Source organism: Psychrosphaera algicola, assembly GCF_028401425.1.
Classification (GTDB): domain Bacteria; phylum Pseudomonadota; class Gammaproteobacteria; order Enterobacterales; family Alteromonadaceae; genus Psychrosphaera; species Psychrosphaera algicola.
Map to the genome: position 1 here is coordinate 4,582,182 of NZ_JAQOMS010000002.1, position 12,352 is coordinate 4,594,533.

Annotated in this window: 8 protein-coding genes and 8 pseudogenes; 15 read left to right on the top strand and 1 reads right to left on the bottom strand. The window is 40.9% G+C overall.

All coding sequences use genetic code 11. The features are described from left to right. Nucleotides 1-371: 371 nt before the first annotated feature. A pseudogene (gene rluC, locus PN838_RS25115) lies at nucleotides 372-1,338 on the top strand (23S rRNA pseudouridine(955/2504/2580) synthase RluC). Nucleotides 1,339-1,565: 227 nt separating this feature from the next. Here the strand turns inward: rluC and PN838_RS25120 are convergent. Further along, on the bottom strand, nucleotides 1,566-2,174 hold the full coding sequence (locus PN838_RS25120; RefSeq protein ID WP_272182401.1) for a Maf family protein: 609 nt from the start codon (nucleotides 2,172-2,174) through the stop codon (nucleotides 1,566-1,568). A gap of 124 nt (nucleotides 2,175-2,298) precedes the next feature. Between PN838_RS25120 and PN838_RS25125 the strand changes: the two genes are divergently transcribed. From PN838_RS25125 to PN838_RS25190, 14 genes and pseudogenes are all read left to right on the top strand, one after another. Continuing rightward, nucleotides 2,299-2,577, top strand: a complete 279-nt coding sequence (locus tag PN838_RS25125) for a DUF177 domain-containing protein (protein ID WP_272182402.1) — start codon at nucleotides 2,299-2,301, stop codon at nucleotides 2,575-2,577. Nucleotides 2,578-2,579: 2 nt separating this feature from the next. Next, the gene (locus PN838_RS25130) at nucleotides 2,580-2,813 is read left to right on the top strand and encodes a DUF177 domain-containing protein (RefSeq protein ID WP_272182403.1); all 234 of its coding nucleotides are present in this window, start codon (nucleotides 2,580-2,582) and stop codon (nucleotides 2,811-2,813) included. A 37-nt stretch (nucleotides 2,814-2,850) separates the two neighbouring features. Further along, nucleotides 2,851-3,003: pseudogene (gene rpmF / locus PN838_RS25135) on the top strand (50S ribosomal protein L32); the annotation flags it as partial. A gap of 15 nt (nucleotides 3,004-3,018) precedes the next feature. Next, a pseudogene (gene plsX, locus PN838_RS25140) lies at nucleotides 3,019-4,046 on the top strand (phosphate acyltransferase PlsX). 33 nt (nucleotides 4,047-4,079) lie between these two features. Next, nucleotides 4,080-5,018 (top strand): annotated as a pseudogene (locus PN838_RS25145) (beta-ketoacyl-ACP synthase III). An 86-nt stretch (nucleotides 5,019-5,104) separates the two neighbouring features. Continuing rightward, nucleotides 5,105-5,980 (top strand): annotated as a pseudogene (gene fabD, locus PN838_RS25150) (ACP S-malonyltransferase). An 11-nt stretch (nucleotides 5,981-5,991) separates the two neighbouring features. Next, a pseudogene (gene fabG, locus PN838_RS25155) lies at nucleotides 5,992-6,736 on the top strand (3-oxoacyl-ACP reductase FabG). 156 nt (nucleotides 6,737-6,892) lie between these two features. Next, on the top strand, nucleotides 6,893-7,126 hold the full coding sequence (gene acpP, locus PN838_RS25160) for an acyl carrier protein (protein WP_215964780.1): 234 nt from the start codon (nucleotides 6,893-6,895) through the stop codon (nucleotides 7,124-7,126). A gap of 126 nt (nucleotides 7,127-7,252) precedes the next feature. Beyond that, nucleotides 7,253-8,491 (top strand): beta-ketoacyl-ACP synthase II, encoded by a 1,239-nt coding sequence (fabF, locus tag PN838_RS25165; RefSeq protein WP_272182404.1) that lies wholly within the window; start codon nucleotides 7,253-7,255, stop codon nucleotides 8,489-8,491. A 77-nt stretch (nucleotides 8,492-8,568) separates the two neighbouring features. Then, entirely contained in the window at nucleotides 8,569-9,396 is an 828-nt protein-coding gene (gene pabC, locus PN838_RS25170; RefSeq protein ID WP_272182405.1) for an aminodeoxychorismate lyase, read from the top strand. A gap of 65 nt (nucleotides 9,397-9,461) precedes the next feature. Then, nucleotides 9,462-10,444, top strand: a pseudogene (gene mltG, locus PN838_RS25175) (endolytic transglycosylase MltG). Nucleotides 10,445-10,450: 6 nt separating this feature from the next. Further along, nucleotides 10,451-11,083 (top strand): annotated as a pseudogene (tmk, locus tag PN838_RS25180) (dTMP kinase). Continuing rightward, complete coding sequence (locus PN838_RS25185; protein WP_272182406.1) at nucleotides 11,062-11,949, top strand: DNA polymerase III delta subunit-related protein; 888 nt, start codon at nucleotides 11,062-11,064, stop codon at nucleotides 11,947-11,949. The pseudogene tmk and the gene PN838_RS25185 overlap by 22 nt, the downstream one beginning before the upstream one ends. Nucleotides 11,950-12,075: 126 nt before the next feature. Further along, nucleotides 12,076-12,276, top strand: a complete 201-nt coding sequence (locus tag PN838_RS25190) for a PilZ domain-containing protein (protein ID WP_272182407.1) — start codon at nucleotides 12,076-12,078, stop codon at nucleotides 12,274-12,276. The last annotated feature ends 76 nt before the right edge of the window (nucleotides 12,277-12,352 follow it).

Genomic DNA, 12,352 nt, shown 5'->3' on the forward strand with positions numbered 1-12,352 from the left:
CTTCATGTGCCAATTGCTAAAAATGCTTTTGGAATACGTGGCACTGGTTAAATTAACGCCTCTTTTAGTTGACAGGTCTGAACGGTTAAAGAAGAGGGTAATATGTTACACGCATTACCGTACTTAAGTGGCGTGGAGGTTTGAGATTATGTTCCTAGCACCGATTATAGATGTGCGCTGTGGAAGTTTTCTGATATTATCGAGTTCTCAAACCCTGCTCCGTTACATGACTCTTACGTCCATTGAGTGAGGCAGTTCAATCAGTTGCTCAACTGAGCGCGGCCATTATCAGTCGCATTGCCAGATATAGCAACATAATTAAAGCAGTTTTTCATATAATTGTTGAAAAAATGACAGGTAATGACGTTTTTATGACCGAACAAACCACAGAATTCCCGAAAGTTCAATTTGTCGAAATTGACGAGGTTCATGAAGGGCAACGAATAGACAACTTTCTCATTACCAAATTGAAAGGGGTTCCTAAATCAGTTATTTACCGAATTTTGCGAAAAGGCGAAGTTCGAGTTAACAAGGGCCGTATTAAACAGACATACAAATTGTTAAATGGCGATGTTGTCCGAATTCCCCCGTTAGAGTAAAAAGTGACCAAGAGTCAAATATATCTAGTGGTCTGAAATCTGTACAAAAATTGGAACAAGCGATCATTTATGAAGACAAGTCTCTTATCGTATTAAATAAGCCATCTGGTATTGCTGTTCACGGGGGAGCGGATTAAGTTTTGGGGTTATCGAAGGGTTGCGTGCACTTAGACCTAAAGAAAAGATGCTTGAACTTGTGCATCGATTAGATCGCGACACGTCAGGTATTTTATTGATTGCTAAAAAACGTTCTACTTTAGTGGCGCTACATGAGCAACTAAGAAGCAAGTCGATGAACAAAATCTACTGGGCATTGGTTGAAGGCGAATGGGATAAGTCAGTACGTTCAGTGCAAGAGCCCCTGTTAAAAATCAATACAAAATCTGGTGAGCGCATCGTTGTTGTTGATAGAGAACAAGGCAAAAGCTCATGCACTATGTTTGATGTTGTCGAACCGCTCGACGGCGCAACATTGATAGAAGCAAGACCGCAAACCGGTCGTACTCATCAAATTCGAGTGCATACCGCGTGTAAAGGTCATGCTATTGCGTGTGACGATAAATATGGTGACAAAGCATTTGCGGCTCGAGCGAATTCACTGGGGTTAAAACGATTGTTTTTACATGCCAAGGAAATTTCGTTTTACCACCCTGTGTCTGAAACCACTGTGCGATTTGAAGCCGAATTGGAACCTGCTCTACTAAATGCAATTGAAGCGTTTAGGATTAAGTCGGATTAACCAGCGCTATAAACCAGTTGAGTAGCTAATACAAACGCGGTTCAAAAACGATATGATGAAAGTGCTAATAAAAGTGCTAATAGAAGTGCTAATAGAAGTGCTAATAGAAGTAAAGTTTAGTGGGTATAACAATTGAATCATTTCGTTTGGCGATTGCGATAACGTAATTAAAAAGAATAGCCATTAAAAAGCCACATCTTCATTTATTGAATGTGGCTTTTGTGATTTTATGTGGCTTGTTGTTCTAATACATGAAATCCAAACTGCGACAATATTTCAGTTAATTTAATTAAAGGTAGCCCAATTAATGTATTTGGATCGTCGCCAACCAGTTTTTCAAATAAGCAAATGCCCAACGCTTCACTTTTAAAACTGCCTGCACAATTATATGGTTTTTCTGCTAGCAGGTAGTTTTCTATTTGATCACGACTCAACGCTTTAAAATGAACTTCAAATGGTTCTACAATAGCCGTTGTTTTGCCAGTAGCAGAGCATGTAACCGCTAAACCCGTTAGAAAGGTGACTTTATTACCCGAGAACTCTGAAAGCTGTTTGACGGCATTTTCGTGGGTATGTGGCTTTCCTAAAATACGATTATCGAAAACCGCAACTTGATCTGAACCAATAATAAGGGCATCTTGATGACGTACTGCAACAGCATTCGCTTTTAAAATCGCTAAACGTTCAACAAGCTGCTGTGGTGTTTCGTTTAATAGAGGTGTTTCATCTACTTCTGGTTTATCCGTAACAAATTTGATATTAAGTTTATCGAGAATTTGTTTGCGAAATGGCGATGTTGAACCAAGTACTATTGTGGGTGTTTTAATTTTAGTCATGTTTTGCTCAGAAAATTAGCAATTTGTTAATTAATAGTGGATTATGTCCGGAGTTTAGCTTTTTTCGTGTTTCGTACTATTTTCTTTTGACTATAGAGAACACTAACTATATTATGCGCGCCCTATGCAAATGGTAAAAATTCCTATCTCGATCGCACCAGCAAGAGCTGCGCTTAAACGAATGACTTATGACGGTATTATCGTTAAGAGTGAGTTTGTTCGTATTAAAGAAGTGGCAACTGTTTTAGACGATCACATAAACGTGACTATTGAATGTGGTATTGATGCCCAGAATTTAGTTGTGATTAAAGGCAACGCGGCTGCTAATTTAGAATTAGTATGTCAACGATGTGGAACGGGTTTAAAACCCACATTTCTACAGAGTTCGCATTTACTCCGGTAAATGTGTCGGCTGAAGAGAGTGACGAACGGATACCAGATGCGTACGAAGAAATCGAACTAAATGAATTTGGTGAGGTCAGCCTCGTTGAATTAATCGAAGACGAATTAATGTTGGCGCTACCTATTGTAGCAATGCATGAGCTAAAAGATTGTCAACTCAAAGAGACTGACATGACATTTGGTGAATTGGCGCCAGAAGCGACGGAAGAGAAAAATCGAATCCGTTTGATGTATTGAAAAAACTTAAGAACTAGGAGACGGCAATGGCAGTTCAAAAAGTAAGAAATCCCGTGCTAGACGTGGCATGCGTCGTTCACATGATGCATTAACTGCAGAGAATCTTTCTGTAGATCAAACGACTGGTGAAACTCACCGTCGTCATCATATGACTGCAGACGGCTATTTCAAAGGCCGTAAAATTAAGTAAGCGAAAGTAGACTTAATTATGCGTGATATTCGCATCGCGCTAGATATGATGGGGGCGATTATGGCCCCCGAGCTACTATTCCAGCAGCCATACGCGCTGTTGAAAAATACCCCTATTTACATCTATATCTTTGTGGTCATTCGCAAAGTATTCACACGTTTTTAAATAAGCATAATGCGTTAAATCATCCTCGCTTGACGGTTGTCCATACGGAACAAGTTGTTAATCAAGATGAACGACCTGATATTGCTTTACGTCGTAAAAATCGTTCATCAATGCGCAAAGCCCTCGATCTTGTTGAGCAAGACCAAGCGGATGCCTGCGTTTCCGCCGGAAACACCGGTGCCTTATTGGCGATGGCGCGATATGTACTTAAAACGTTGCCGTTAATCAAACGTCCCGCGTTAATTAGTTCACTACCTACTTATGAAAACGAAAAAGTCTATTTGCTGGATTTAGGTGCAAACATACACCAATGCCCAGAGACCTTGTTTCAGTTTGCCGTAATGGGTTCTGTGATGGCAAACGAAGTTGAAGGTATCGAAAACCCTAGGGTAGCCTTGCTAAACGTTGGTGAAGAAGAGATCAAAGGCAGTGACCATTTAAAGCAAGCTGCTGAAATGTTGTCCAAATGTAAACACATTAATTATGTTGGGTTTGCTGAAGGTAACGATATTTTTTCAGGAAAAGCCGATGTTATTGTCTGTGACGGTTTTGTCGGCAATGTGGCATTAAAAACCATTGAAGGCGTTGCAAAGCTTATTATATCTAAGCTTAGAGCCTTAAGTGAAAAGTCTTTGTTTACCAAAATAATGATTGGTATCTTAATGCCAGGGATCAGAAAACTGTTTTCAAAGATGAACCCCGACCACTACAACGGTGCGAGTCTGGTAGGATTGCGCGGAATTGTGGTTAAGAGCCATGGTAATGCGTCTGCTAAAGCTTTTTATAGCGCGATTAAAGAAGCGGTAAAAGAAGCGCAGCGTCAAGTTCCACATAAAATTAAAGATAGAGTGGAACAGGTCCTCAAAGACGAGGAATAATAACAAAAAGTCTTAGCGACATTGAGAGGATTCATGTTTTCAAGAATTATAGGCACAGGTAGTTATTTCCCGCCTCATATACGTACCAATTCAGATTTAGAAAAAATGGTCGACACTAGTGATGAGTGGATCCAAGAGCGTACTGGCATGAAAGAACGCCGCATCATTGGTGAAGGTGAAACATTGGCATCAATGGCTGTTGAAGCGTCTAAAAAGGCGATTGAAGCGGCTGGTATAGACGCTGATGAAATAGATTTTGTTATTGTTGGTACTACGAGTCATTACCGCTCGTTGCCAAGTGCAGCATGTGAAGTGCAACGAGATTTAGGTCTAAAGTCAGGTGTTCCAGCTATGGATGTATCAGCAGCCTGTTCCGGTTTTGTTTATGCACTTAGCGTGGCAGATGCCTATGTTAAAACTGGGCAAGCAAAAAAGCCTTAGTCATTGGCGCTGATTGTTTAAGTCGATTAATGAGTCCTGAAGACCGTTCAATGGTCATTTTGTTTGGTGATGCTGCTGGAGCTGTTATTGTTGAAGCATCAGAAGAGCCTCAGCGTGTTGTCCACACACATCCATTCAGACGGCAACTACACAGAATTACTCCAAGTTGGAATTCCGACACGTGGTGATGAAGCATCAGTTCATACGAACTGGGGTTCTATGGAAGGCAATAAAGTATTTAAAGTTGCGGTTTCAAAATTAACAGAAGTCGTAGACGAAACGCTTGAACACAATGGTATTGATAAGTCACAAATTGACTGGTTAGTGCCTCATCAAGCGAACTTAAGAATTATTTCTGCGGTAGCCAAAAAGCTCGATATGTCAATGGATCAGGTTGTTATCAACTTAGACCGTTACGGCAATACATCAGCCGCAACTGTACCAACCGCGCTAGATGAAGCAATTCGAGATGGCCGAATTCAACGTGGACACAACCTAATGTTTAATGCATTTGGTGGTGGATTCATATGAGCATCAGCACTGATTAAATATTAAGAAAGAGATTTAGATGACAAAAGCAATCATTTTCCCATGGTCAGGGTTCACAGTCTGTAGGCATGTTAGCAGACCTCTATGACAAGTTTGATGTTGTACAATCAACGTTTAATCAAGCATCAGATGCCCTTGGTTACGATTTATGGGCGTTAGTTAAAGACGATGCTGAAGGTAAACTTAGCCAAACCGAATTTACTCAGCCAGCTTTATTAACAGCGTCAGTTGCGGTTTGGCGTGCTTACGTTGCTGAAGGCGGTTCTGTTCCTCGTTATTTAGCAGGCCACAGTTTAGGTGAGTACTCAGCTTTAGTTTGCGCTGGGGTACTAAGCCTTGAAGATGCGGTTAAACTTGTTGAGAAGCGTGGTCAATATATGCAACAGGCGGTTCCCGCAGGAACCGGAGCAATGGCCGCCATTATAGGTTTGGCTGACGATTTAATTGCTAAGGCCTGTAGTGAAGCCGCTCAGGGTGAAGTCGTTTCACCGGTGAACTTCAATTCACTAAGGTCAAATTGTAATTGCGGGCAATAAAGCTGCCGTTGAACGTGCAATGGAATTGTGTAAAGAAGCAGGCGCTAAACGTGCCTTGCCATTACCAGTTTCTGTACCGTCTCATTGTGCACTTATGAAACCTGCGGCTGATATGTTGGCAGCGGATTTGGTTAATTTAGAATTTAATACACCAGAAATTTCAGTGGTTAATAATGTTGATGTCAAAGTTGAATCGGACCCTGAAGCGATAAAACAAGCATTAATTAAGCAGTTATATAGTCCTGTACGTTGGACAGAAACCATTCAGTTTTTTGCAGCTGAAGGGATCACAGACAGCTTTGAATTTGGCCTAGGAAAGTACTTTCTGGTCTAGCAAAACGTATCGATAAGTCAGTAAGTTGTGTGTCTGTTTCAGACAGCGATAGCTTGTTGGCAATAGTTAAATAAGAGGGATATAGATGTCTTTATTTAGTTTAGAAGGCAAAGTGGTATTAGTTACCGGCGCGTCTCGTGGTATTGGTAAAGCAGTTGCAGAGCAACTTGTTGCCCAAGGTGCGAAAGTTGCAGGTACGGCTACATCAGAAAGTGGTGCAGCGAATATCTCAGAATATTTGGGTGAAAATGGTAAAGGTTACGCGTTAAATGTAACGGATATCGATTCAGTTAACGAAACGTTAGCAGCAATTAAAGCTGATATGGGTGACGTTGACGTATTAGTGAATAATGCTGGTATTACCCGCGACAATCTTTTGATGCGCATGAAAGAGTCTGAATGGGATGAAATTATTCAAACCAATTTGACCTCAATCTTCCGTTTGTCGAAAGCGGTATTACGTCCTATGATGAAAAAACGTCATGGTCGTATCATTAATATCGGCTCTGTCGTTGGTACTATGGGGAATGGCGGTCAGGCTAATTATGCAGCAGCGAAAGCGGGTGTTATTGGTTTTTCTAAGTCATTGGCGCGAGAAGTTGCCTCACGTGGCATTACGGTTAACGTAATTGCACCTTGGTTTTATCGATACAGATATGACTAAAGCGTTGGGAGATGACCAAAGAAAAGCGATTTCAGATCAGGTTCCAGCCGACAGGTTAGGTGATCCGAAAGAAATTGCGGCGACGGTTGCATTCCTTGCAAGCAGTGAATCTGGCTACATTACGGGTGAAACAATCCACGTAAATGGTGGCATGTATATGGTATAGCTATTGAAATTGTTTGATTTTGATAGCAAAAGGGTCGAAACTGTCATCAGGTTTGACCACCGCAATAAATAAAATTATAACTTGAATACGACGTAGTCATTCTTTTAAACTACGCGCATTCAAACATTATCTTATAAAATGATAAGGAAAATAAAAATGAGTATTGAAGATCGCGTAGCAAAGATCGTTATTGAGCAATTAGGTGTTAAAGAAGAAGAAGTTAAATCTGAGTCTTCTTTCGTAGATGATCTTGGCGCTGATTCTCTAGATACTGTTGAGTTGGTTATGGCTCTTGAAGAAGAATTCGACACAGAGATCCCAGACGAAGAAGCAGAGAAAATCACAACTGTTCAATCTGCAATTGACTATATCAAAGCACACGCTGAATAATCGATTTTGTATTTGAAATTGGGCAGCACACGCTGCCCTTTTTTCGCCTCAATATAAATTCCGCTTGAGTTTTAAACTTAGAATACAATCAGAATCAATATTCTTGGCAGTTTCCGGAGAAAGAACGTGACGAAACGTAGGATAGTTATAACGGGTATGGGCATGTTGTCACCATTAGGTAATGATGTGGCAACATCCTGGAATAATATGTTAGCGGGTAAAAGTGGCGCGCAGTTTATCGATCACTTTGATACGACTAATTACGGTACTAAATTTGCCGCCATGGTTAAAGGCTTAGAAACGACGGATTTTATTCCGCGTAAAGAAGCTAAAAAAATGGACCTTTTTATTCAGTACGGGATCATTGCTGCACAGCAAGCAATAAAAGATTCGGGTATTGAAATTACTGAACAAAACGCACACCGCATAGGTGCTGCAATTGGTTCTGGAATTGGTGGCTTAGGTCTTATTGAAGAAAATCATACTAAAATGCTTGCTTCAGGACCACGTAAACTATCTCCATTTTTTGTGCCATCGACCATTATTAATATGATTGCTGGTCATTTGTCGATTATGTACGGACTTAAAGGTCCTAATATCTCGATTACGACCGCATGTACCTCTGGTGTACATAACATCGGCCATGCAGCCCGAATGATTGCCTACGGCGATGCGGATGTGATGGTAGCCGGTGGGGCAGAAAAAGCTTCTACTGAAATGGGCATTGGCGGATTTGGTGCGGCTCGTGCGTTATCAACACGCAATGACGATCCATCAAGGGCTAGCCGCCCTTGGGATAAAGACCGTGATGGATTTATGCTTGGAGATGGTGCCGGGATTATGGTTGTTGAAGAATACGAACACGCAAAAGCCCGTGGTGCTAAGATTTATGCAGAATTAGTCGGATTTGGCATGAGCGGTGATGCTTATCATATGACGTCACCGCCTGAAAACGGTGAAGGCGCAGGTCGTGCAATGGAAAATGCACTAAACGACGCAAAAGTGAATGCTGAACAAGTGGGATATATTAATGCTCACGGTACTTCAACAGCGGCAGGCGATAAAGCTGAGACTCAAGCGGTTAAACGTGTCTTTGGTAATAGTGCGTCATCTGTGATGGTGAGTTCGTCTAAGTCGATGATAGGGCACCTATTAGGTGCAGCAGGCGCTGTTGAGTCTATTGTGACAGTAATGAGTTTATTGGAGCAGAAAATAACACCAACAATTAATTTGGATAACCCAGATGTTGATTGTGACTTAGATTATGTTCCACACGTAGCCCGCGACGCAGCAATTGAGTACGCGTTATGTAACTCTTTTGGTTTTGGTGGTACAAACGGTTCATTGCTTTTCAAAAAGATGTAACCGCTAAGTATTAACAAAACGACTAAATAAATACAGAGTTTAGTGAATTTTGCGCTAAATTTTGGTACAAAAGCCCAATGGATCTATTGGGCTTTTTTTATGTCATTTTTTGCTTTAATTCAGACGGATATAAAGTCGACCTATCGGACGACTGGTTTAAGCAACGTTCATTTTTGTACGGCGATGGCCACTTCACAACTGCATCTGTAGTTAATGGTTCTGTTACCATGCTTGATCAGCATATTGAACGACTGCAACAGGCAAACCAACGACTTAAATTTAATGCACTTAACTGGACTCAGTTAATCCATAATATTAGTGAGTTAGTCCAGAACACCCCTTGCGGTGTGCTTAAAATTCAAATTGACCGTGGTTCAGCGGTGCGGGGCTATGGTAATACGACTGAAACTAAGCCAACGGTTTTTGTGTGGTTAACACCGATGGCAGATTTTTCGGCGTTCCAACAGCCTGTGGATAATCTTGACCTAGTGGAAACTCCGCTAAGTCATAATAGGATGTTAGCCGGACTTAAACACATCAATCGGCTTGAACAAGTGATGATTGCTGTTGAACTTGAACGCACTCAATGTCTTGATGGGCTCGTTGTTGATATTGACGGTAATTTGATTGAAACAAATAAAGCGAATGTATTTTGGTGTGAAGACGGTAAGTGGTTTACCCCCGATCTCGAATTGTGCGGCGTAGCCGGTACGGTAAGGGAAAACCTGCTGGCGCAGCGTCAAGGTATAAAGATCACAAAAAGACTCGGCCAAGACGTTTTGGCGAATGCTGACGCGCTAGTTTTATCTAATGCGTTAATTAAGTTGCAACCGGTTCTCCATTTGGCTGGTAGGCGACTAGACTTAGAGATTGCCCAGGCCTTTATTAAGAAGTTTACAATATGACCTTGTTCTCCAATTTATCTAAACGACTGACAATTAAACATCGCCCAAGAACAATAAAAGTCTTAATGTTCGTCGTCGCAGTGTGCGCAATTTTACTATTAGTGTTAAGTTCAAGAGTTATTAGCTCCAAAGAACAACGTTTGCAAAATTCTCAACCAATATTATTCACAATCCAAAAAGGTGAATCTTTCAGTAAAGTATGTAAAAACCTTGTAAAACAAACGTTAATTACCGATTGTTTTGGCCATAAACTAGAGAACAAGCTATTTGGAACCGGTCTCAAAGTTAAATCCGGGACTTATAAAATCGAGCTTGAGCAGCATTTCGACGCTGTAGTTCAGCAGTTTATTGCAGGCAAAGAAGCACAGTTCAGTTTTATTATTTTGGAAGGTGAGAATGTTTATCAGGTGCTAGATAAGGTCGGTGCTCAAGAATACTTAACAGATGATGTATCAACACTTGACCTTAATTCGTTAGCTCAAAAGCTTGATTTACCAGAGCCACACCCGGAAGGATTTTTGTATCCAGACACGTATTTTTATACTAAAGGTACAACGGCCAGTGCGTTATTAAAACGAGCAGCATTAAAACAACAACAAACCTTGATTCAATTATGGAATGAAAATAATCACCAACAGATCCTAACAACACCTTATGAGGTGTTAATTCTTACATCAATAATCGAAAAAGAATCTGCGTTAAAATCGGAACGCGATATTATCGCTTCGGTATTTTTTAACCGACTAGAAAAAATATGCGACTGCAGACTGACCCAACTGTTATTTATGGTGTTTGGGACGAATACAAAGGCGATATTACTCGTCGACATTTAAAACAAAAAACAGCGTATAATACCTATCGAATTAATGGTTTGCCGCCAACACCAATCGCAAACCCAAGTGCCGAATCGATTAAAGCTGCGTTAGATCCGGCAGCCACCGATTATTTTTATTTTGTTTCCTCCGGCGATGGAGCCCATGTGTTTAGTCAAACACTTAAAGAACACAACCTTGCTGTAAAGCGCTATTTAGAAAAAACGAGAAGTTAATATGTCATCAGTTATTCCAGGAAATTTATTGTAATCGAAGGACTTGAGGGCGCAGGTAAATCAACAGCAATTAGCCAAATTAGCCAACAATTATTAGATCAAGGTATTCACTTTGTTAATACACGCGAACCTTAGTGGCACCCCGCTAGCAGAGAAAATGCGTGAAATTGTTAAGGCTGAAACTGACGAACTATTAACCCCAGAAGCCGAATTGTTAATGATGTATGCCAGTCGCATACAGCTCATTGAGAACGTAATAAAACCCGCGTTAGCAAAAGGCCTGTGGGTCATTGGCGACCGCCACGACTTGTCATCACTAGCTTACCAAGGCGGCGGTAGACAACTTCCGGATGACTTAATCTTACCTATTCGAAACGCAGTATTAAAAGGTTTTGAACCTGATCTCACAATTTTAATGGACATAGATCCGCGCATTGGACTCGGTCGCGCAGCAGAACGTGGCGCCCTTGATAGGATTGAACGTGAGCAAATTGAGTTTTTGACCGCACTCGAAGTGTCTATTTGCATCACGCGAACACTAATCCGCGAATAGTCACGGTAGATGCCTCTAAAGCGCTTGAAGACGTTCAACAGCAACTACAAGCCGTGTTGTCGACATGGTTAAAGAGTCTAAGCTGATGAATTTAAAGCAGCTTGCCCTGCAACCGCAACAATTGGCCCATGCCCATATTATTGAAGGTGCCGACTTACCAAAGGTTGTTGAATCTTGTTTACAGTTTACTGCTTTAATGCTTTGTTCAAAGCGGCCATTAAGTTCAGATACGCCCTGCGGCCAATGTCAAAGTTGTAAACTGTTTGCAGCCAACAACCACCCAGATCTTTTGTCAATTGGACAAGAAGGGTTAAGTGTTGGTGTGGATGAGGTTAGGTCTATCGCCACGTTTTTCTCACAAAAACCCCATATTGCAGGTCGGCAAATCGTACTTATCTATAATGCTGATAAAATGACTGAAAGTGCGGCCAACGCGGTATTAAAAACGTTGGAAGAGCCAACAGACAACAGTTTCATTTTATTAATGAGCGAAAATAGACATAATCAAGTGGCGACAATATTAAGTCGTTGCCAAGTGTGGGCCATTGATATTGATCAAAATACTGATTTGAAAGTCAAGTTTAGCGACATACCAGACTATGTAGTTGGTTATGCCGCTGGTGTTGAAAGCAAGTTAGAACGTTGGCGTGAAGATGGCGATATCGAACATTTTACCGCGATGTATCAAATCTTTATTCGATGGCTTAAAGGACAAGCAACAGCAGATGAATTTGTTGAAGTCTCCGGGAAACATGCTGAATTAAATACGTTTTTATTGTATTTAATCGAACGCAGAATTAGACAACTTATGTTGAAAAATGTCGGACAAAAGGCAATTGACGGGCATACTAAATTAACGCAATATCGACTATCTCGTAAAGAGTTTCATAACCTCGGTGCACAAGTCGCCTTAATTACTTTTATTCAAGAATTGGAATATTTGATTAGATAACTATGAACAGACTGACAATAGAAATAGAAGACGTAAAGGAATTGTTTCAGAGCTACATGCCTTTTATTAAAGGGGGGCTTGTTTGTTAAGAGCAATCAGCCTTTTAAAATAGGGGATGAAGTTAATTTGGTCGTTACTTTACCAGACGCATTAGAACCTGAAATGTTTACAAGTCAGATAGTTTGGATGAACCCGCAGGGCGCTCAAAATGAAAACCCAACCGGTGTTGGCTGTTCGCTTAATAATCACGACAATAAGATGCAGTTAAAGATAGAAAAGCTATTAGGGCCAATGCTTAATTCGCCTGAGCCCACTTATACAATGTAGCTACAAATAAGCGACGAACAAAGTAATTATGCCCCGAGTAGTTGTGAATTGAGCGAAGTGTTTGCATGTTGTAACG